20 protein-coding genes are annotated in these 20,395 nt (G+C 39.3%); 14 read left to right on the top strand and 6 right to left on the bottom strand.

Annotation, left to right across the window (positions count from 1 at the left end):
- Nucleotides 1–233 precede the first annotated feature (233 nt).
- The 4 genes from VCHSUH04_RS02210 to VCHSUH04_RS02195 all read right to left on the bottom strand — a co-directional run bounded on the left by VCHSUH04_RS02210 (nucleotide 234) and on the right by VCHSUH04_RS02195 (nucleotide 2,787).
- Nucleotides 234–500 (bottom strand): hypothetical protein, encoded by a 267-nt coding sequence (locus tag VCHSUH04_RS02210; protein ID WP_105085150.1) that lies wholly within the window; start codon nucleotides 498–500, stop codon nucleotides 234–236.
- A gap of 66 nt (nucleotides 501–566) precedes the next feature.
- The gene (locus VCHSUH04_RS02205) at nucleotides 567–752 is read right to left on the bottom strand and encodes a hypothetical protein (RefSeq protein ID WP_105085149.1); all 186 of its coding nucleotides are present in this window, start codon (nucleotides 750–752) and stop codon (nucleotides 567–569) included.
- A gap of 571 nt (nucleotides 753–1,323) precedes the next feature.
- Nucleotides 1,324–2,127 carry a 4,5-DOPA dioxygenase extradiol gene (gene ygiD / locus VCHSUH04_RS02200; RefSeq protein ID WP_105085148.1) on the bottom strand — a complete coding sequence of 268 codons (804 nt, stop codon included), beginning with the start codon at nucleotides 2,125–2,127 and terminating at the stop codon, nucleotides 1,324–1,326.
- A 30-nt stretch (nucleotides 2,128–2,157) separates the two neighbouring features.
- Nucleotides 2,158–2,787 (bottom strand): NAD(P)-dependent oxidoreductase, encoded by a 630-nt coding sequence (locus VCHSUH04_RS02195; RefSeq protein ID WP_105085147.1) that lies wholly within the window; start codon nucleotides 2,785–2,787, stop codon nucleotides 2,158–2,160.
- 379 nt (nucleotides 2,788–3,166) lie between these two features.
- Here VCHSUH04_RS02195 and VCHSUH04_RS02190 point away from each other — a divergent pair, with 379 nt between their 5' ends.
- The 4 genes from VCHSUH04_RS02190 to VCHSUH04_RS02175 all read left to right on the top strand — a co-directional run bounded on the left by VCHSUH04_RS02190 (nucleotide 3,167) and on the right by VCHSUH04_RS02175 (nucleotide 7,064).
- On the top strand, nucleotides 3,167–3,523 hold the full coding sequence (locus VCHSUH04_RS02190) for a helix-turn-helix domain-containing protein (RefSeq protein ID WP_105085146.1): 357 nt from the start codon (nucleotides 3,167–3,169) through the stop codon (nucleotides 3,521–3,523).
- 189 nt (nucleotides 3,524–3,712) lie between these two features.
- A complete protein-coding gene (locus tag VCHSUH04_RS02185; protein ID WP_105085145.1) occupies nucleotides 3,713–4,414 on the top strand; it encodes an MBL fold metallo-hydrolase in 702 nt (233 codons plus the stop codon).
- Between the two features lie 104 nt (nucleotides 4,415–4,518).
- Entirely contained in the window at nucleotides 4,519–5,754 is a 1,236-nt protein-coding gene (locus VCHSUH04_RS02180; protein ID WP_105085144.1) for a DUF445 family protein, read from the top strand.
- Nucleotides 5,751–7,064: a DUF445 domain-containing protein gene (locus VCHSUH04_RS02175; RefSeq protein WP_105085143.1), complete on the top strand. Its 1,314-nt coding sequence runs from the start codon at nucleotides 5,751–5,753 to the stop codon at nucleotides 7,062–7,064. Before VCHSUH04_RS02180 ends, VCHSUH04_RS02175 begins: the two co-directional genes overlap by 4 nt.
- A 123-nt stretch (nucleotides 7,065–7,187) precedes the next feature.
- Here the strand turns inward: VCHSUH04_RS02175 and VCHSUH04_RS02170 are convergent, their stop codons facing one another.
- Nucleotides 7,188–8,603, bottom strand: coding sequence for a HAMP domain-containing sensor histidine kinase (locus VCHSUH04_RS02170; protein WP_199176423.1), 1,416 nt, complete (start codon nucleotides 8,601–8,603; stop codon nucleotides 7,188–7,190).
- Nucleotides 8,581–9,255 (bottom strand): response regulator transcription factor, encoded by a 675-nt coding sequence (locus VCHSUH04_RS02165; protein WP_024066445.1) that lies wholly within the window; start codon nucleotides 9,253–9,255, stop codon nucleotides 8,581–8,583. Before VCHSUH04_RS02165 ends, VCHSUH04_RS02170 begins: the two co-directional genes overlap by 23 nt.
- An 885-nt stretch (nucleotides 9,256–10,140) precedes the next feature.
- Here VCHSUH04_RS02165 and VCHSUH04_RS02160 point away from each other — a divergent pair.
- The 10 genes from VCHSUH04_RS02160 (at nucleotide 10,141) to VCHSUH04_RS02115 (ending at nucleotide 20,387) form a co-directional block, all read left to right on the top strand.
- The gene (locus VCHSUH04_RS02160; RefSeq protein ID WP_105085142.1) at nucleotides 10,141–11,859 is read left to right on the top strand and encodes an FAD-binding protein; all 1,719 of its coding nucleotides are present in this window, start codon (nucleotides 10,141–10,143) and stop codon (nucleotides 11,857–11,859) included.
- Nucleotide 11,860: 1 nt separating this feature from the next.
- Complete coding sequence (locus VCHSUH04_RS02155; RefSeq protein ID WP_005385096.1) at nucleotides 11,861–12,823, top strand: succinate dehydrogenase/fumarate reductase iron-sulfur subunit; 963 nt, start codon at nucleotides 11,861–11,863, stop codon at nucleotides 12,821–12,823.
- Nucleotides 12,823–13,698: a CoB--CoM heterodisulfide reductase iron-sulfur subunit B family protein gene (locus VCHSUH04_RS02150; RefSeq protein WP_060923769.1), complete on the top strand. Its 876-nt coding sequence runs from the start codon at nucleotides 12,823–12,825 to the stop codon at nucleotides 13,696–13,698. The genes VCHSUH04_RS02155 and VCHSUH04_RS02150 overlap by 1 nt, the downstream gene beginning before the upstream one ends.
- 412 nt (nucleotides 13,699–14,110) lie before the next feature.
- Complete coding sequence (locus VCHSUH04_RS02145) at nucleotides 14,111–14,857, top strand: hypothetical protein (RefSeq protein WP_105085141.1); 747 nt, start codon at nucleotides 14,111–14,113, stop codon at nucleotides 14,855–14,857.
- 321 nt (nucleotides 14,858–15,178) lie between these two features.
- A complete protein-coding gene (locus VCHSUH04_RS02140) occupies nucleotides 15,179–15,385 on the top strand; it encodes a DUF1659 domain-containing protein (protein ID WP_009352393.1) in 207 nt (68 codons plus the stop codon).
- Nucleotides 15,386–15,637: 252 nt separating this feature from the next.
- Nucleotides 15,638–15,859, top strand: a complete 222-nt coding sequence (locus VCHSUH04_RS02135; protein WP_009352278.1) for a DUF2922 domain-containing protein — start codon at nucleotides 15,638–15,640, stop codon at nucleotides 15,857–15,859.
- A gap of 161 nt (nucleotides 15,860–16,020) precedes the next feature.
- Nucleotides 16,021–16,608 (top strand): DedA family protein, encoded by a 588-nt coding sequence (locus VCHSUH04_RS02130; RefSeq protein ID WP_039968871.1) that lies wholly within the window; start codon nucleotides 16,021–16,023, stop codon nucleotides 16,606–16,608.
- Nucleotides 16,609–16,618: 10 nt separating this feature from the next.
- Nucleotides 16,619–18,247, top strand: coding sequence for a glycosyltransferase family 39 protein (locus tag VCHSUH04_RS02125; protein WP_105085140.1), 1,629 nt, complete (start codon nucleotides 16,619–16,621; stop codon nucleotides 18,245–18,247).
- A gap of 423 nt (nucleotides 18,248–18,670) precedes the next feature.
- Nucleotides 18,671–19,624, top strand: a complete 954-nt coding sequence (locus VCHSUH04_RS02120) for an ABC transporter substrate-binding protein (protein ID WP_105085139.1) — start codon at nucleotides 18,671–18,673, stop codon at nucleotides 19,622–19,624.
- Nucleotides 19,625–19,634: 10 nt separating this feature from the next.
- The gene (locus VCHSUH04_RS02115; RefSeq protein ID WP_038122972.1) at nucleotides 19,635–20,387 is read left to right on the top strand and encodes an ABC transporter permease; all 753 of its coding nucleotides are present in this window, start codon (nucleotides 19,635–19,637) and stop codon (nucleotides 20,385–20,387) included.
- The last annotated feature ends 8 nt before the right edge of the window (nucleotides 20,388–20,395 follow it).

The raw sequence follows: 20,395 nt of genomic DNA, 5'->3' as shown, positions 1-20,395 counted from the left end.
TAGGGGGCAGCCAGTGGTAATAGAGTGGTTGTCAGATCATTCAATGCCCTCTTTAGAGGGCCACCACTAGAGAAAGACCCTTATAGGGTCAGAGCAAACCACCCGTTCTACGGGTGGTTATGATTGTGCATCTTTGATTACAGGTTGAAAATAAAATCGTCACCTTGATTAATAACCAATTCGTGCGTTGGTGAGGATAATTTTCGTTTTGACATAAACCTTTTATTTACAAATTAATAATACAGACCTTGGTTATATTCGTCTATTATGTTTTGTCTGTTGTAGTATTCAGACTGTCCATCATAATATCCGTCATTGTACCCTTCGATATAATCGTAGTTACGACCATAATTAGATTCTGCCCCACGTCCAGACGAACCATGTATATATCCAGAGTTATACCCTATGTCATAGGCATAACTACCACTTGGATTATTGTAGAACGCATTGGACGAAAAAGCACAAGATAATAACACAATTAAAGCAACTAAAAATTTCATAATACAATACCTCCTTTTAAGGCCAGTATAATACGTATTATTATTTCGTGCAATATATTGCTTATGCTAGGATGATACTAATATTGCTTTTTTACCGATTTTAAAAATTTTATCAAAATCAGATCTAGATACAGATCCAGATGTATGAGTTAGTGCAATATTTTCTGTAGTATTTATCTTAATAATATAAATATTTTGTACATTATCTACATCATATGTAACTATACCAACAACTTTATCTTTAAGTTCCATAGAACCACCTATAAACTACTAACATCTAAAATAATATGACTATAGGTATTAATATTGCCAGAGCTTTTTATCTTGTCCTTCTGTACCACCTATTGGTAGTGATAATCAACTTAAGGATAAATCATTAACCTCGTTGTCGTCTACCTAAGAGAACGTTTGCTATGTATTAGTATATATAGATTTTATTTTTATATCGTCATTTATTAAATATGGAAGGTTTTTATCGATTTTAGTCATGCTATGTATTTCCAAAATAGCTTTAGTTTTCTAAACTATTTCTAGTCCAGACACGTTTTTCATAACCCATTTAGACGCTAATCTAGTTTTATGATAGAGTCTAATGCTTGCTTGGTTATAGTGACAGAAACCATGTGTTGTCTAGGAATCCACATTGGTATTTGTATTTATCATTTACAAATTTATTTACGCAAATGCTATACAATATATTTCAACAATACGACTATGATGATTTTATATTTTCATATACAACAACTAGATATATATTGATAATATTCGTCAGTCCTTTAAACATAAAATAGCAAAGCACGGTTATAAAGAAGTCTTGCATACGTTACGCCGACTTTTGTTTTTCTCTATTTTCATCTTCAAAGATAACACCGGTCATAGATAGAGATCCAGTATTATAGCTTTGATTAAAGACGGTGGGTTTGGCTCCTTCGCTAGCCCCCATAATATAAATCAATGGGAGGTAGTGCTCTGGTGTTGGCACTGCATAGCTGGCTTGAGGGTGATTGGAGTAATTGATGACAGTATATATATCGTTTTCTAATACAGCATTAGTAATATATTGGTCAAACTCAATCGTAGCAGGGGAGCCTGATGGATTTTCCCATTCCAAGCGTCTTAAATTGTGAACGATATTACCACTGCCTATGATGAGATAGCCTTCATCGCGTAATACTTGAAGTTTTGTACCTAGTTGATACATTTCTTTAGGGCTTAAGTATTTATTAATGGATAATTGCACCACTGCTATGGACGCATCAGGGAACATGTGAATTAATACGGTCCACATGCCGTGATCGATGCCCCAAGTATCATTTATAGAAACGGAGTTACCCAGTAATTTTTGTACTTCTTTCGTTAAATTGCTGTCACCCTTTGCAGGATATACAACTTCGTAGAGTTCTTGAGGGAATCCATACATATCGTAAATTTGTTTTGGATTCTCTGCGCTTTGAATGTAGGTGCCATCTGCATACCAGTGAGCAGAAATGGCTAAGATAGCTTTTGGTTTACCGTAATTATTGATTATGTTTTTGCCTATAGTTTGAAATGTATTGGTTATTTCTGTATGTTCTAAAGCCATCATAGGACTGCCGTGGCCGACGAATAGTGTAGGCATACGTTTCATAATAGATGCCCTCCTTAAAAAATTTCTACCTTAGTTTTGCACTGCTGTAAAACGTTGACGCCCAAACTTGTGATTGTTGATTTCATCTACTAGAATTTGTGCGAATGTAGCATATGAGATATAAGGTTTGCCTTCTTTGTTCAAGATAACATTTTCATTACCTAATACATAGTCATTAGATTCAGGCCCTTCTGTATCTAAGATTGGTGGTGGAGTAAGCATTGTCCAGTCTACATTGCTGAATTTACGCAAGATATCGTCAGACTTACCATGAGTTTTTGAACGAGCTAAAAATTCTTTTGGAAACTCTGGTGTATCATTTAATTGAACTGTGTGATCTTCGTCTACATAGAGACTGCCTGCACCACCTATAGCGATGAGGCGCGTATTTGTGTTAGCTAATGCTTTTACAAGCAATAATGTCAAATCTGCTGGTAAATGATATGTATCTGGTGTGAAAGCGCTTGTAGCATTTACGACTACATCAAATTGAGTTAGTTCTTGTTTTGTTAATTGTAACGCATCTTTTACGATGGTTGGTATTCCTTCGATAGCGCCTTCACGGCGAACAACGCCTGTTACTTGATGACCTGCCTTGAGGGCTTTTTCTACAATACGACGACCTGCATTACCATTTGCACCGATTACTAAAATATTCATGATAATTCTCCTTGTTGTGAAAGTCTCTTTTATTGAGCGCATAGTTTTTTTGTGATGGAGTAAAGTTATTTTCTAGATACAGGTTAGTAAAGTTTGCTCCGTAGTTGTTAGTGTGTTCAGCTGATGACCTCATTATATAGTTGTGCAAATATTTTGAGTAGTAGAATTATTTTAGATAGGTACTATCAAAAGTGATAGAATTATGATTATTATTGATTAAAATTTTTTCAAAAAGATTTGTACCCTAAAAAAAGATACTATAAAATACTTGCAATACTAAAATTTTGTGATATGATTTGAACTACATTAGAAAGAAAGATTTCTAATTAATTTCGTTTTAATAATCTACTGAAGATATACATATAAAAGGAGAATTACCATGGCAGAGCAACTCGTAAATGTTCATGATTTAGTGGGCCGCTGTCCCTTTGCAACGAGTCAAAAGTTATTAGCCGGCAAATGGTCTTTATTGATCATGCATGAATTAGCCGAAGGACCTGTGCGTTTCCGTGAGTTAGAACGACGCTTACATCCTATTACTCAAGCTACATTAACAAGAGCGTTACGTCAGATGGAGGATGATGGTCTAGTACATCGTGAAGTTTATGGTACTATTCCGCCAAAGGTTGAGTACAGCCTTACTGAAGTGGGAGCGGGGTTTAAGACTGTTCTAGCATCCCTTGAAACATGGGGAAACCAATATATTGACTATATGAAAGCCGCTGGCCGCATGTAAGAAATGCCAGCGGCATTTCTGCCCTTATTATGATTATAAACATGGGGCACTATATATTTGATAAGACTTTAAAAAGCCTTTATATATGTCATGAATAGCTATTTGTTTATGTCATGTATTAAGAAAAATATGGTATAATAAACAATACGAATGATATAAATTCTCAATAAATTAGAGGTATTGATAATAATGTTAGATGTTACTTTTTTAGCTCATAGCGGCTTCCTCGTAGATGACGGTAAGCGTTGCTATGTATTTGATTATTATAAAGATCCTAATAATATAGTTTGGCAATTAGCAAAGCGTGGTCGTGAGCTTTGGTTCTTTGTGAGCCACACTCATGGTGATCACTTCAATCCGTCTATTACGGAGTTTGATGGGCCTCAAACTCGTTATATTTGCCATCAAGATGTACCGCTAGAGGGCAAGGTGAAGAAATGTATTACTATGCGCCCTGGCCAAGATGCTAACCTTGATGATGTAGGCATTCACATGTATGGTAGTACCGATGAAGGCGGTTCTTTCTATGTAAAGACAAATACGGCTAACATCGATTCTGATTCTATCTTCCATGCAGGGGACCTCAACTGGTGGCATTGGCTTGGTGATACACCGGAAAATAATGCAGACGCGAAGCGTATGGCTTGGCGTGAGTTTAAGGAGTTAGACGGCTTGTCTGTAGATGTAGCGATGTTCCCTGTGGACAATCGTCTGGAAGATGCTATGGAGTGGGGCAGTATTGAATTTCTTCGCCGTGTAGAGGTGAAAAAAGCCTTTATTCCCATGCATCTAAATGGTCCTCTATGGACACCGTCCGTGTATTTTAAAGCCCTCTTTGGCGATGTCCCTGTATGGGAACCACAAAAAGAAGGCGATGAATGCACATTCTAAATTTACTTTCACAGTTTGTAGTTTGTGAAAGTTCGTGGCCTATATGGTCACTACGTTATATGGGGAGAGTCTATATACGTAATTCAGTAAGTTAGGATCAAGTGATGATGAAAACTAAACCAGTGGCAACGACACTGTTGGTTGTCATGGCTATTATATTTTTAATTGCATATCCACAAAGACAGGATACGTTCTGGGCGTTTATCATGCACGTATCTGGGGCGGCTATGATTGGTGGCCTAGCGGACTGGTATGCGGTAACGGCACTCTTTACGAAGCCTTTGGGTATTCCTTTTAAGACGGCTATTTTACCGCGCAGCAAGGAACGACTCATTCAAATGGGACGCACCATGCTTAGCGAAGAGTTGTTGCGCGTGCCACAGATGTATTATGCCATCAAAAAAGAACGCGTCATGGTCCGTATTATCGAATATGGCATGAGTGATGTAGGACAAGGTCAGATCAAAGAAATCTTGTACGGTGTAGGTAATCAAGTCTTATCCCATATGGATATTGAGCCTATGCGTCAAGAAATCAACAAGGCTGTTTATAAAGGTGTTACGAACTGGAAGGCGACGCCTCTCGTTATCTTGTTTGGCCGCTGCATGTTAGAGCGCCAAACAGCAAGTATTTTCTGGCTTTACTTTAACCGTACCTGTCAGCGTGTTATCGCATCGAATCAGGTATATCCTTATTTGTATCGCGTTATGCTAGATATTATGAAAACCTATACGAAGGATTCCTTCTTCCGCGAACTGGCTATTGCCTTTGGTGGGGATGGGCTTTCACCAGAACGATTGGTGGAAACGGTACAGAAAAAGGCCGTTCAATTCCTCAAGGAAAACGAGTCCATCGATTCTGCGCTAGGTCGTTACGTATGGGGCCAAGCGATTCGATTCTTCAATAATTTGGAAACAAATAAGGAATGGCAAGCATTTATCGAAGAACATAAAGACCAATGGATCCGAATGGTTCTCGAAGAATGGGAAGGCAAGCTCATCGACGGCGATACTGTAGACTGGAATCGCCTCATGGACATCGTTATGGACCGCTTTAATGTGCTCGGTACGGAAATCTTGTTAAATCCAGACAAGCAAGCGCCTTTTGAACGGTTCTTCTTGCTTCGCAGTATTCCGTGGTTACAAAAATTAAACCCACTCATCGATAGAGTGGTGGGACAGGAATTGTCACGCTATTCACCAGATGAAATCACCCAAATCGTACGTGGCAAGATGTACTACGACCTCCAAATGATTCGTATTAATGGTTCTCTTGTAGGGGCTGTCCTAGGCGGCATCTTCTACGGCTTGACCATTTTTGTAGAGGGGGTGCTCAAATGATTAGATATTTGAAATCCCTCACCTTGCGGCAGCGCGCAAACGGTATTCTTGGTTTGACTGCCCTATTGTACTGTTTTGCTTTCGTAGGTCAATTTTTCTTTGGTTCTGAAAGCTGGTACCAGCCGCTTTACTGGGCGGTACAGTCTGCCCTTATCGGCAGTGTGGCGGACTGGTTTGCCGTAACTGCTTTGTTCCGTAAGCCATTAGGCTTTCCATACCATACGGCGCTCATTCCAAGAAATAAAGATCGCCTTATCAATGGTGTTATTAAGCTGGTTGAGACAAAGATGCTTACCAAGGATCGTTGCAAGGTATTGTTAAATAATGTGCAATTTGTTCCGTTGTTTGAAAAATTCTTGCTATCACCTGAAGGGCAACGGGCAGCGCGTCTCGTTATCCATCAAGGGTTGCATCTATTATGGAAATCTCAAACGAGCGAAGAATGGGCACAGTGGGGGGCAAAACGCATTCGTGGATTGCTTCAAAAACATTCTTTAGTACCGGTTCTGAAACACGTGTTGCTCGACTTATGTGAACATAATCGCTACGAAGGCATGGTTGTACAGGTGTTGAACGTAGTTCAAGAACGTATCAATCATCCGGCTATGGTGACATGGCTTACAGCTGTTGTAGCAGAAGAGGCTCATAAGAAAAAGAGAAAAGGCTTCTGGTCTGATTTCCTTATCTCCATGTCTGAAGCGACCGATGTGGTGAACTACCATGAGTTGGCACAGGCTATCGTTCAAGAGGCCTATGCTATGCTTGAAAACTGGAAGCGACCAAATAGTCCTGAACGGACTGCATGGCTTCGCCAATGGGTAGATCCAATTCGCCATATAGAAGAAAACCGCGAGGTTTGTGATGCTCTCGATGAAGCGTGGGAACGTTGGATTCGTGAACAAGACTGGGAATTTGTTATTGAAAACCATTTATGCCCGTATGTAGAAGAACTATTGCTTGTAGGGGATGAAAATGGGGAAACACCAGCTCAAGTATTAGTTAATATCGCTCTTGAATTGTGGACCGTATACGGTCAATCTGAAGACCTTAGAAATCGTATAGAACAAACATTACATGATATTGGGGGATACGTCCTTGAACAAGGCTACGACCTCATTGAAACCATCATACGCCAAGTGCTCGGCGGCCTTAGCACAGAGAAGTTTATTTACTTCATCGAATCTAAGGTTGAGGATGACCTTAGCTGGATCCGTATCAATGGCGCCATCGTTGGTGCTGTAGCGGGTCTTGTTGTATGGACCTTCCTAGAATACGTTTATATGCCGCTATGGCAACAATTCATAGGCTAAACAATTCAAGGTTAAATACTATAAACGCTACATAATACAAAAACGCTACATAATACAAAAAAACGCTAGCAACGAGACGATGTCTCTGTGCTAGCGTTTTGTTATATGTATGTAAGCTTTAGCTTATTCTTCAATTCTATTGTATGGCAATCGAACTGTAAATGTAGTTCTTACTTGTGGCTCACTAGCGGCCGTTACTGTGCCGTGGTGCAAGTTAATAACTTTATTTACAAAGTATAGGCCTAGACCGATACCGTGGTTTGATTTTTTATTACGGGATTGTTCCGTTTGATACATACGATCCCAAATATGCTCTAGGTTTTCTTGCTCGATACCGATACCATTATCTGACACCGTAATAACGAGTTCATGATCTACGAGTTTTGCTGAAATATCGATGGTGGAGTTTGTAAACTTAATGGCATTATCCACTAAATTTGTAATCGCTCGACGCAAGGATACTTCGTGAGCTGTCATGCGTAGATTTGGCTCAATGTGAGATGTTATAGTAATTTGTTTTTCTGTATTTTCTGCACACAGTCGAGTATAGTCATGAACCATATTCGTAAGCATCCCTGATACATCTACAGGGGCTAAGGTAAGATCTTGTGCATTCTCCAGGCGAGCCACATCAAGCAGTTGGCTTACGAGATTTGTCATAAACTTAGCTTGTGCTAAGATATGGGTCAAACCTTCTCGTAAATCATCCTCTGTACGACCATATTTTAATGCAAATTCACTTTCCGCCTTAATAACAGCAATTGGTGTACGTAGCTCATGGGATACGTCCGAACTAAACTGCTTTTCTCGGTTTGAAGAATCTTCAAGACCTGAAATCATGCGGTTAAAGGTTGTTGTTAGTTCGTAAATTTCATCTCGTGCTGTACGGGATGGAATATCAATACGGCGACTTAAGTCATTATTCTTACCGATAACCTTAGCTGTTTTCGTCAAGGTTCGGACCGGCTTGAGGCCTTTTTTGATGAATAGATAACCGCCTAATGATGAAATCAACAAGAATATGATATCACCTAATAATAAACTATATAAAAGGTTTTCTGTTTTTTTAGAGGCCGTTTTTACCTTTGTAACGGCGCGCAAAATACCACGATAATTCGGTTCGTTAACCGGGGTATCGTAGTAGTAGAAGGTATCATCACCAACAGCGATTTCTCCAACCTGACCCAAGGATAGGACTGTTTGATTAGGGAAGCCATCTGGTAGCGCACCTTTAATGATATAGCCGTCCTGGGTTGATACAAAGAAGAATGTGTTATCTTGGTACGGCTTAAATTTGCGGATATCCGTAGCCATGATCATTGCTTGCTGCTGTAAGCGCTCGCGAACTTCTTTGTTATCGGATTCGTGCGTATATGCATAAATCCATGCGGATGCAACCATCAAAATGATAAGCAAGAAGATGGTATACCAAGACATGATTTTAAAAGTTAGGGGCAGCCGATTAAATAAATCGGTAGCTGCCCCAGACATGGTGTCTAGATCTCGGTGAGGATCATTAGTTTTCTGTTTTGAGGACATACCCTACTCCACGAACTGTTTGAATGAGTTTTACATTCTCGTCAGTATCGATCTTTTTACGTAAATCTTTGATGTATACATCGATAAGATTAGAGTAGCTTTCATAATCGTATTCCCAAACGTGATCAAGAATTTGTTGACGGGATAATACGATGTTTTCGTTACTTGCTAAATAGTATAAGAGGTCGAATTCTTTTGCAGTCAATGTGATTGTTTCGCCGTCCCGTTTAACAGTACGTTGAGGCACATTGATAGTAAGAGGGCCAACATGGATATCATTTTGTGCATGACGTGCGTTACGGCGAGCCAATGCATAGATACGAGCAGTTAACTCTTCAAGATCAAATGGTTTTACAAGGTAATCATCAGCACCTGTGTTGAGACCTGTAACTTTATCTTGTAAGGAATCTTTTGCAGTTAAAAGCAATACAGGTGTTGTATTGCCATCGTTACGCATTTGAGCAAGAGCACTAATACCATCGAGGATCGGCATCATGATATCCATAACGATAACGTCATAGCTGGATGTGTTTACATAATCAATCGCTTGTTGACCGTTAAAGCATGTATCAACCGTCATATTCTCTGCACGTAAATATTTGGCGGTAATGCCATTCAGCATTTCTTCGTCTTCTACAAGTAAAATTTTCATTCTCTGTTCTCCTTATGTATGAGTTAAAAATATAGCTCTCCAACTACATTAATATAGTCATTATATATATAAGCTTTCTTTTTTGTGAAAGCCACAACACCATATAAGGGTGACTATATATATAATATTATATAACTTATTTATCTATTATCATACCTTATACAACAGGAATGAGCAAAAGATGAATGTATATGCGAGTTTATAAGCGCCTTCTTCATGTTTTTAAAGCCAAAAGACGGGAAAAACTTGAAACTTAATGAATTCTGCTAATGAATGAAGATGAACTATATCGAAGATTGCCGTATGCGCATAGATAGACCTGATTTTACCAATTTTGGCGAGTGTGAAAGAAATCACTAGAAAAACTTGTGATAATAATTATCAGAGAGATAAATACCAATGATAGTCGTAGAAATTTAATGATTTTCGATGGTTAAAATCGAGGTGGTTTTGGTAGGAATTTAACGGATATTAATTATTATGAATGATTTCGATATTGAATAAACACAGTATTTATAGGGCTAGTTGATGTATTGTAAGAAATAAAAATATACAAAAATTTCGGAACCGAATTACTTTCGTAATATCCTTAACTTCTTGTATGAAATATTCATAAATCTATTTTAAATGTTCATAAGTAAACAAGAAAAACAATAAGTGAAATAGATTATCAGTTAGATTAATCGAAATTAATTATGCATAATAGGGTTTAGACATCATACAAAATGCTCTCTATAATTATAGGTAAAGAAATAAGAAGAATCGCATAAGTATGAGGTTTTTCTTGAAAGAAAAATGATTAGGTTATCAAAAATTTTTATAAGTTTTTGAAATGAGATAGTCTAACAAGTTTTCTTATTAATAGGTAGTTATGAGGAGGTCATTATGGAACAGTTTGATGTTCTAGTAGTAGGTAGCGGTGGCGCTGGTCAACGTGCGGCTCTTGAAGTAGGTCGTCGCAAAGGCTTAAATGTAGCACTTATTACTAAAATTTTCCCAACTCGCTCTGCAACAGCAATGGCGCAAGGCGGTGTAAATGCTTGTTTGAATAACGTAGCAGCTGAAGATACTGTAGAAACACATACTTTTGATACAGTAAAAGGTTCTGACTATCTTGGCGACCAAGATGCAATCGAATTCTTCTGCTCCCGTTGTCCAGAAGGCGTACTTGAAATGGACCACATGGGTGCTCCATTCTCCCGTACAGAACAAAACAAAATTGCGCAACGTAACTTTGGTGGTCAATCTTATCCACGTACTTGCTACTCTGCGGATAAAACTGGTCATGTTATCTTGCACACAACTTATGAACAATGCTTGAAAGAAGGCGTACACTTCTTACAAGAATGGTACCTTTTAGATCTTGTTAAATCTGCAGAAGGTCATGTTGGTGGCGCTGTAGTTTGGAACATGAAAGAAGGTCGTGTAGAACAAATTAAAGCGAAAGCTGTTATCTTGTCTACTGGTGGTGCAGGTCGTATTTTCTGGACTCGTACTACAAACCCATTCCTTTCCACAGGCGATGGTATGGCAGCAGCATTCCGTGCTGGTAATGCATTGAAAGATATGGAAATGATCCAATTCCATCCAACTGGTCTTGGTCGTACTGGTATCTTGATGTCTGAAGCGGTTCGTGGTGAAGGTGGTTACCTTCTTAACGCTGAAGGCGAACGTTTCATGAAAAAATATGCGCCTAACAAAATGGAATTAGCATCCCGTGACGTTGTAGCGAAAGCAATCGAAGATGAAATCGCTGCAGGTCGTGGTTTCGGTTCTGGTCTTAACGCATACGTAGTAGCTGACCTTCGTCACTTAGGTCCTGAAGTTATCATTGAAAAACTTCATGGTATCCGTGACTTGGCTATGACTTTCGAACATTGCGATCCATTAGTACAACCAGTACCTATTCGTCCTACATGTCACTATACAATGGGCGGTATCGACGTAGTTGATTACAAAACTTGTGCATGTGAATTGCCTGGTTTGTTCTCCTCCGGCGAAGCTTCTTGTATCTCCATCCACGGTGCTAACCGTTTAGGTGGTAACTCCTTGGCAGACGGCGTAGTATTCGGTAAAGTATCCGGTGCTGGCGCAGCTGACTATGCTGAAACACATGAACAACCTAACGTAGATGCAGAATTAGCTGCAGCTGCAAAAGCTTGGGAAGCTAAATTCACTGAAGTAACAACTCGTGAAGGCGGTCGTCCTGTAGTTGAAATCCGCGATGCATTGGCTGATGCAATGTGGAACAAAGTAGGTATCTTCCGTAATGAAGACGGTATTACTGAAGCATTAAAAGAAATCGATCAATTGATGGAAGATTATAAAACTTGTTATGTAGGTGACCCTGAACGTACTTACAACATGGCATTCGTTAACTATTGTGAAATCGGTTCCATGTTAACAGTAGCTAAAGCTATTGCTATGGGCGCTTTACACCGTCGTGAATCTCGTGGTGCTCATATCCGTGAAGACCATCCAAAACGTAATGATGAAAGATACTTAAAACACTCTTTGATCAAATTGGGTGCTAACGGCGAGTACGAATTGACTGAACGCGACGTAGTGTTCACTAAATACGAACCACAAGAAAGGAAGTACTAAGATGAGACAAATCACCTACCATATTCACCGTTACCAACAAGGTCGCGCGTTTGTACAGACTTTCAAATTTGACTATGAAGCTGACCGTACAATTCTTTGGGGCCTTCAAAAAATTAAAGATACTCAAGATCCAACTTTAACATTCTTGGCAGCCTGCCGTTCCGCAGTTTGCGGCGCTTGCTCCATTCGCGTAAACGGCGAAGCAATGCTTGGTTGCGAAGCTAAAATCGACGAATTAACAGAACGTTATGGTACTGATGAATTGACAATTGCACCAATCGGCAACTTCCGCGTTATCCGCGACTTAGTTGTTGACTGGGAAGCAAAAGTTGATCGTTTGAAAACAGTTGCTCCTTGGATCTTCCTTAAAGCAGAATTCAACGAAGGTGACAAAATCGTTCGCCAAACTCCAGCTGACTTCAAAAAATTCGTTGCTGGTACAGAATGTATCCTTTGTGGTTGCTGCGCATCTGAATGTAACAAATTGACTGCACGTCAAGATGACTTCTTAGAACCATATGTATTCACAAAAGCTAACCGTTTCGTATTGGATAGCCGTGATGATGCACCTATGGCTCACATTCAACCTGCATTCGACAACGGTCTTTGGAAATGCGTTCACTGCATGAACTGTATCTCCCGTTGTCCTAAACACTTAAAACCTGCTCAAGATATTTCCAACTTGCGTAAAGAAGCTACAAAAGCTGGTCTTACTAACAGCAAAGGCGTTCGCCATGCAGTTGCTTTCAAAGACGATCTCTACAAAACTGGTCGCTTGAAAGAAGTTTCTATGAGCTTGAAATCTGATGGTGTTGTTGATTCCGCTAAACAAGCATTCTATGCTTTACGTTTGTGGAAACACAGCAAAATCAATCCATTCGAACTTGTAGTACCTCAAAAACCTGTAAATGGTATTGATGGTGTTCGCAGACTTATGAAAGCAGCTGAGGAGGTAAGCAAATAATGAAATACGCATTTTTCCCAGGTTGCGTTCTTGAAAGCGCTGCCAAAGAAGACTACTTAGCAACAGTTGCTGTAGCTAAAAAATTAGGCATCGAGTTGGAAGAGCTTGACGGCTGGACTTGCTGCGGCGCGTCCCACGTTCAAGACATCGCTCCAGAAATTACACTTGCTACAAATGCTCGTAACATTGCATTGGCAGAAGAAAAAGGTTTGAACCTTTTAACTGTATGTAACACTTGTACTTTGATGCTTCGTGAAGCTAAAAACGAGCTTGATAAAAACGAAAAAGAAAAGAACGAAGTTAACAAAAAATTAGCTCAAATCGGTAAACAATATCGCGGTACAACTGATATCACTCATTTCTTATGGGTATTGATCCGCGATTACGGTTTGGATAAATTGAAAGCTAAAGTTGTTAAACCTTTAACTGGTTTACGTGTAGCTGAATACTATGGTTGCCATATTCTTCGTCCTCAAACTGAATTGGGCTTCGAAGATTATCAAATGCCTACATCCTTAGCAGATTTGATCTCTGCTATCGGTGCTACACCAATCGACTTCTCCCGTAAACTTGATTGCTGCGGTTTCCATGCTGTATACCCTGCACATGATTCCGTAATGCAAATGACTGGCTCCATCAACAAAGATGCAGCTACAGAAGGCGCAGATTGCGTAGTAACTCCTTGCCCACTTTGCCAAATGCAACTTGATATGTTCCAAAAAGAAGCAAAAGAAGTTGTTGGCGGTGGCAAAGATATGCCAATCTTGCACATGTCCCAATTAGTGGGTCTTGCTCTTGGCATTTCCCCTGAAGAAATGGGCATGCCTAAACGTCACTTAACTGATACTGCAGCAGTGACTAAATTCGTTGGTTAATTCGTTTGATTTAGACATGACCTCAGTTGGTCCTCGTATTGTCTTAAATCTAAACCTATTATCATAATTACCAGAAGAACCCCCTAGCTTAGGCTAGGGGGTTTTTCTTTTGTGGGTTAAAACCAAGGTGGGTTATTTGAGATTAACATGAAGAGTTTGCCGATAATACAGTGTTTATCTATATTGGTGAAGTGAATTCTCTTTGATATGAGATGATAATTGTAGTATAATAAATACATTAATTGTATACACTTAAATGAGTAATAGCTAATATGCTATTACTCATAAATTATTTAATATTATATATTCCGAGGAATATAATAATAAGAGGGTAAATTGTTATATTAGATTTTTTGAGATATATGGCTGAGGGACACTAGTGTTGTAGAGTGTTATACACAGGGAGGCTATAATGAATGATATGTTATTAGAATATATTGATCGCATAATCGACGGAGAGAAAGACCATCGTGTTTTTCCTGTAGAGTTTAATGATAAAACCTATTATGTAAAACAAGATATCAGTAATCACCGCTCTAGTTGGATTAAACCAGCTCCTAGAGCTTCTTTTGATTATGAGTTTTATAAAATTTCCTTCGTAAATACTCAGTTGCCTGTAGCGCCAGTGATTGCTGGTTTCAGAGAGCATTATTTCGTTACAGAAGGGTCTGGTAAAACATTAACCTATTATAGTGAATTGCCAGCGCAACATCCTGATGATGATAGCTTACAAGATATGGTCACTCATATCTTCTATAGCTTTGGTAAAACATTGGGACAACTTCATGACTATGGTTTGTCCCATGGCCGTCCTGCCATGCGAGATATCACCTATGATCCAGATACTGATAAGGTTACTTTATTAGATTGGGAAAATGGTCGTCGTTGGCCTGAATTTACACCGCAAGGTTGGGATTTACTCATCTTTGTGCATAGCTATTTGCGTGAGGACAACCTACCGATTTCTTACCTATACGCTATGATGAATGGCTATAGTTCGGCTCGTACGGCGCGCGATACGGTGTTACATGTAAAAGAAATTTTACGTAAACGTGAATATCTCTTTAAATTCTGTCGCTTATTAAACCCGCTACACTTTGTAGATACTGAAGCAGCTGTAAAAGCACATGACTTTATGCTAGCCTTGAAAACTGAATAGTATTTATCTATTGAGCACAGACCTTAATAATGGTTTATGGTACTTTATAGATTTTCATTGCCTTTTATGGGCTTATGTAGACCTTTACGGTTGTTAGTTATATTTGTATAGTTAATGACTTGTAAGGGTCTTTTTCTGTATTTATGACAAGTTTATAGCGTGTATGCTCCTATATTGTTTGTTAGATTTATATAAATACTGTAAGAAGGATAGATTTAAAGTTGTTGTTCTCTGACTTTCACAATGATTACTGCAATTATTTTAGAGGGGGTTGTCGAAGGAGGACCTCAGGAATATAAGAGGGTGAAAGGAGGTGATACGATGGCTAACATTAAACGCACTAAATTGGTGTTGCGTTTTAACATCGGCACCGAAGATGCGCCGAAGTACAAAGACGTAACCTATACTCGTGTTGCAGAAGAAGCGTCCGACGATAATGTAAAAACCGTTGGTAATGCGCTAGCAGCCTTGTATGACCACAGCTTGTCCGACGTGGTCCGCGTCAATGAAGTATCCTTAGGACATTAATTGAATCTTATCTATTCGTTTTTTAGGTGATCCAAACACATTCTTATTGCTAGTTTTTATATCCTCCCATAGTCGTAACAGGATATAAAGATTGCAAACCCTCACATTCCCATCCTTATTGATATGAATTGTAGATAGATATATTTAATCTAAGTGTAATTTATGTAATTACAGAATTGCAGAGTTACAGAAATCATCCCATTCTATCTAAATTCGAGAACTTGTTTATGATACGTGAAAGGAGGCGCCCACATGGCGGAAAAACGCGTTGTATATCTTACATTTTCTACGGTCGGTGGTAAAAGCACATCAGTCACAATTAGTGCTCCTCGTGCTGGAATTACTTTACAAGATGCTAAAACAGCGGCTAATGCGCTAGTAGCTAACAAAGTAATCCTTGGTTCTGGTGATGCAGAACTTGCTGCATTTACTACGGCTCGTGAAGTAACAACTCAAACTACTGAATTGCAATAATCGTATACAGTTAAATGGTAAAAAGGCTTTCACCTGTGGTGAGGGCCTTTTTATTATGGTAAAATATAAGATATACCGAATAGGTATGGTAATGATGAAAATACTATGCCCAAAAATTTGTGCATAATGGACCCGAATGGTGATTAAAAAGGGGTAAAACAGTGGAATATATCATTTCATTTATGGAAACGTATGGCTATGGAGCCATGTTTATTGCAATGGTTTTGGAAAATGCTAACATTCCTATTCCTAGTGAAATCGTCTTAGGTTTTGCAGGATATCTGATTGCTCAGGGCATATTTGATTTACATACGACTATGGTTGTAGGTATTTTAGCAGGGATTGTAGGCTCTATCTTATCCTACTGGATGGGTGAGCATGGCGGACGTCCACTTCTTTTGAAATATGGCAAATACATATTCTTTAATGAACATAAATTTGAACTCGCTGAAAAGTTGTTTAATAAGTATGGTGGCGCCGCGGTATTCTTTGGCCGTTTGTTGCCAGGTGTTCGTACATTTATTTCTTTCCCAGCTGGCATGGCGCGTTATCCTATGTGGCATTTTGTCATTTGGACTGTACTAGGCACGATTCCTTGGACAATCCTTCTTGTTTACCTGGGTAAAGTACTCGGTGAAAATTGGAAGGATCTTATCCAATACAATCATGAATTCTTGATTGTTATGATTGTTGTATTCGTTATTATAGCGGCTGTATTGGGCTTTAAATACTATCGCAATCGCCGATAAGGAGGCCCTTATGAAACTTTCACGATTAACTCCAGTCGTATTTATTGTATGGCTTGTTTTTTATCTGTTTGGCAATAATATGTTGCCTGTTACGGATCCTGTGGAATCTAACTATGCGTTAACTGCTAAGGAAATGGTTCTCTCCGGAGATTGGTTGTCACCTCAAATTTACGGCACCTATTGGTACGATAAACCAATTATGATTTATTGGCTCATTGCCCTTGGATTTAAAATCTTTGGTATTGCCGATTGGGTGGTTCGTTTACCCAGTGCTATCTTTGGCGCTTTATCTGTAGCGACTATGTATCAATCGACGCGTACTATGAGCGGCAAGTGGGCCCTCGGCTTAATTGCGGCCGGTGTTCTTGGTACATCCCTCATGTTCTGGACCGTAGCTCATGGCGTTATTACGGACATGGTGCTACTTTATACGACGATCATGGTCATGATTTATTCCTATAAGGGGATGGTGGAACAGAAACCACATGCTATGATTGTGGCCTATATCTTTGCAGCCCTCGGGGTGCTCACAAAGGGGCCTGTAGCACTCGTTTTGCCTGGTATGATTTTACTCGTTTTTGCTGGGATCAATCGTTCTTGGTCGATGGTGAAAGCTATCTTTGATTGGCGTGGCATTCTTGCCTTTTGTGTAGTCTGCTTGCCGTGGTATGTGTATATGTACAGCGTTCACGGTCAAGATTTTATCAATGGCTTCTTAGGGCTTCACAATGTAACACGGGCCACTCAATCCGAACACCCTGAAGATAATGTATGGTGGTATTACATCGCTATCTTCCTAGGTGCATCTATGCCATGGACCGGTGCTGTTATCTACGGTATTATTGATGGCTTTAAACAACGACATACTGGGTTTATTTATAATATGACTTGGGGTGTAGGTATTCTTTTATTCTATACCTTAATGGCTACAAAATATCCTTTATATACATTCGTGAGCTTAGTTCCATTTAGTGCTATTGGTGCTATGGGCGTTATGAAGATTATACGTAAAGGTAAATCGAGAGCTATAAAATGGGTTATTATGGGCCCTACCTTACTCCTATGGATTGCTTACGTTGCGGGCTCATTCTTCGCACCGTGGGGCTTCTATTTCTTGCTCTATGTTGTGGTGGCTGTAGCCGTACTCCTTTTATTCCACGCATGGTATACGAAAAAAGGGTATCGCCTTGTTAGTATTATTGTCCTAGGTACTATGGTTATTTCCTCCATCGTTGTTGTGGAAGGGTTAGAACCATTTGTAAAGCAGCGTAGTAATATTGAGGTAGTGCCTGTTGTAGACTCTTATGATGGTGATATCTATTACTATAACGGTTACAGTACAGCTGCTGTATACTATACAGGCCATAAGATTATTAAAATCAATGGTGATGAAAGTCGCTGGGATGATCGAGATAAAATTAAAAAACGCAGTGCCGAGTGGTCAAAGAAATATCTTATGGAACAAGTTAACGAAGAGGAATTTAACAAGATAATCGCCTCTGGTAAACCTCTAATGCTCATCGTTCCAAAAGGTGAAATCAAGCACTTCCGTCAGTCTACTATCTACCCAAATGTATCTGAGTCTAGCGAAGCTGGTACAGCGGAAGTATATATACTAAATAAAAAGACACTGTTTTAAGTGAATCTTCACATACAATCTAACAATAAGTGAAAAACATTAAAGCTGAAAATAGTAAAGCTAGTAGCAGGTAGTATCCAATGGATACTACCTGCTTTTTTGTTTAGTGATAGAGTACTTATTTATAGTATTGCTAAAGATGGAGTGCTAAATCGTTTTGTAGATATAGTAGTTTATATCCTTAGACTACTATATTTATTTGGATTTATTTGGTCTATATTGATGTATTTCGTACCTAAATAATAATACCTATAATATTACTGTGTTTTATTGACATAATTAATACATATTGATATAGTAGGGTATAAATAAGTTTAGAAGACAAGGTATTCTAGAACCAGACTTCATCTAGGTTTTAGAAAAGTGTGAAAAATGACATGTGTCAAAAACGCCCCTTGTTGTGAGGTAGAAAGAGGGGAAGTTATGAAGAAGACCTGGTATCTAATCATCGGAGTGGTTCTCTTGGTTATTGGCTGCATAGCCTATGGTTATCATGAACACTATAAACCAAAGACGGCACAAGAATTAAAGACTGTACGCGTAGCCTATTTACCAATTACCCATGCATTACCAGTATTTGCTACAAAAGAGCTGGAAACGGCAGATGGTCCTGTTCATGTAGAGCTTGTTAAATATGGGTCTTGGCCAGAGCTTATGGATGCGTTAAATACTGGTAAGGTAGATGCCGCAGCTGTTCTTGTTGAACTTGGTGTAAAGGCTCGTGAACAAGGCATTGATGTCCGTGCTGCTGCACTTGGTCATACAGAGGGTAATATTATTATCGTTAATAAGGATATTAACTCCGTTCAAGACTTAAAAGGCAAATCCTTTGCTATCCCTCATAAACAATCCACTCAAAAAGTTCTCGTGGATTGCATGCTTGAAGAAGCGGGTCTTTCTGAAAAAGATGTACAAATCGTAGAAATGAGCCCTCCAGAAATGCCATCTGCTCTATCGGTAGGTCAAATTGCTGGGTATAGTGTAGCCGAACCATTTGGCTCTCTAGCCCTTGAAATGGGAACTGGGAAGGTCTTTGAAGATCCTGACCATCTCTGGCATGATAATATTTGCTGTGCCCTTGTGTTTAATGGTCAATTCGTCGATGAACATCATGACTTGGCAAAAGCTTTCACAAAAGCCTATCTCGATGCAGGTAAATACCTAGATGAGCATCCAGAGTCCCAAAAAGAAATTGCCTTAAAATATTTAAAGTTTAAGGATCCTATTATTGAACGTTCCTTACAAGTGATTGGGTTTAAAGATTTAGCCCTTACAGAGGACCGTTATAATGCGCTTGTGCATCACATGACCCATATTGATTTAATCAAAAAAGTGCCGAGTTATTCAGAGTTTGTAGATACATCGTTGTTACCATAGGAGGGGGATCATGAAGAAATATACATATGTGCCAGGTTCATTTATTGCAGCTTGGCTAATTTGGGAGTTAATCGTTCGCCTCGGCGGTTTTAATGAAGCGCTATTTCCAACGCCATATAAGGTATTACTCGGATTTGGAGAACTTATAGGCGACGGTGTTCTTTTTAAAGATATTGCAGATAGTTTAGTGCGTTTCTTTATCGGTTACATCATTTCCGTTGTGGCTGGCGTATTCTTCGGCCTTATCTTGGGGTGGTATAAGGGGATTTGGAACTACATCAATCCAATCGTTCAAGTCATTCGACCAATTTCTCCTGTGGCGTGGTTACCCTTTATCGTTCTCTTCTTCGGTATCGGCCAAGCACCAGCTATCGTTATCATCTTTATCGCAGCATTCTTCCCGGTGCTATTGTCCACCGTATCTGCTATTCAAAATATTGACCCTGTGTACATCAAGGTAGCACGCAACTTTGGTATTAAACAGCCAGAACTATTATTTAAAATCGTGTTGCCTGCCGTATTCCCTGGTATTGCATCGGGTCTTCACATCGCTCTCGGTACGGCGTGGATATTCCTTGTAACAGGGGAAATGGTAGGCTCCCAAACAGGCCTTGGCTTCCTCATTATCGATATGAGAAATAACTTGCGTAACGATCTCTTGATGGTAGCTATTTTGACCATCGGTTTCGTTGGGCTTTTACTCGATTGGGGCGTGTCCCTCATCGAAAAATGGATTTACAAACGTTGGGGTATTGAGAAATAGGAGGTGGC

Source organism: Veillonella sp. T14073-2 (genome assembly GCF_002959875.1).
Taxonomy (GTDB): domain Bacteria; phylum Bacillota; class Negativicutes; order Veillonellales; family Veillonellaceae; genus Veillonella; species Veillonella infantium.
This window is presented reverse-complemented; position numbering and strand designations above follow the sequence as displayed.

What these genes read in the sequence shown, in the direction of transcription:
- VCHSUH04_RS02195 (WP_105085147.1), bottom strand. Translation starts at nt 2,787, where the DNA reads ATGAATATTTTAGTAATCGGTGCAAATGGTAATGCAGGTCGTCGTATT.
- VCHSUH04_RS02175 (WP_105085143.1), top strand. Translation starts at nt 5,751, where the DNA reads ATGATTAGATATTTGAAATCCCTCACCTTGCGGCAGCGCGCAAACGGT.
- VCHSUH04_RS02190 (WP_105085146.1), top strand. Translation starts at nt 3,167, where the DNA reads ATGGCAGAGCAACTCGTAAATGTTCATGATTTAGTGGGCCGCTGTCCC.
- VCHSUH04_RS02210 (WP_105085150.1), bottom strand. Translation starts at nt 500, where the DNA reads ATGAAATTTTTAGTTGCTTTAATTGTGTTATTATCTTGTGCTTTTTCG.
- VCHSUH04_RS02205 (WP_105085149.1), bottom strand. Translation starts at nt 752, where the DNA reads ATGGAACTTAAAGATAAAGTTGTTGGTATAGTTACATATGATGTAGAT.
- VCHSUH04_RS02155 (WP_005385096.1), top strand. Translation starts at nt 11,861, where the DNA reads ATGAGACAAATCACCTACCATATTCACCGTTACCAACAAGGTCGCGCG.
- VCHSUH04_RS02125 (WP_105085140.1), top strand. Translation starts at nt 16,619, where the DNA reads ATGAAACTTTCACGATTAACTCCAGTCGTATTTATTGTATGGCTTGTT.
- VCHSUH04_RS02140 (WP_009352393.1), top strand. Translation starts at nt 15,179, where the DNA reads ATGGCTAACATTAAACGCACTAAATTGGTGTTGCGTTTTAACATCGGC.
- VCHSUH04_RS02150 (WP_060923769.1), top strand. Translation starts at nt 12,823, where the DNA reads ATGAAATACGCATTTTTCCCAGGTTGCGTTCTTGAAAGCGCTGCCAAA.
- VCHSUH04_RS02135 (WP_009352278.1), top strand. Translation starts at nt 15,638, where the DNA reads ATGGCGGAAAAACGCGTTGTATATCTTACATTTTCTACGGTCGGTGGT.
- VCHSUH04_RS02160 (WP_105085142.1), top strand. Translation starts at nt 10,141, where the DNA reads ATGGAACAGTTTGATGTTCTAGTAGTAGGTAGCGGTGGCGCTGGTCAA.
- VCHSUH04_RS02170 (WP_199176423.1), bottom strand. Translation starts at nt 8,603, where the DNA reads ATGTCCTCAAAACAGAAAACTAATGATCCTCACCGAGATCTAGACACC.
- VCHSUH04_RS02145 (WP_105085141.1), top strand. Translation starts at nt 14,111, where the DNA reads ATGAATGATATGTTATTAGAATATATTGATCGCATAATCGACGGAGAG.
- VCHSUH04_RS02115 (WP_038122972.1), top strand. Translation starts at nt 19,635, where the DNA reads ATGAAGAAATATACATATGTGCCAGGTTCATTTATTGCAGCTTGGCTA.
- VCHSUH04_RS02120 (WP_105085139.1), top strand. Translation starts at nt 18,671, where the DNA reads ATGAAGAAGACCTGGTATCTAATCATCGGAGTGGTTCTCTTGGTTATT.
- VCHSUH04_RS02180 (WP_105085144.1), top strand. Translation starts at nt 4,519, where the DNA reads ATGATGAAAACTAAACCAGTGGCAACGACACTGTTGGTTGTCATGGCT.
- VCHSUH04_RS02185 (WP_105085145.1), top strand. Translation starts at nt 3,713, where the DNA reads ATGTTAGATGTTACTTTTTTAGCTCATAGCGGCTTCCTCGTAGATGAC.
- ygiD (WP_105085148.1), bottom strand. Translation starts at nt 2,127, where the DNA reads ATGAAACGTATGCCTACACTATTCGTCGGCCACGGCAGTCCTATGATG.
- VCHSUH04_RS02165 (WP_024066445.1), bottom strand. Translation starts at nt 9,255, where the DNA reads ATGAAAATTTTACTTGTAGAAGACGAAGAAATGCTGAATGGCATTACC.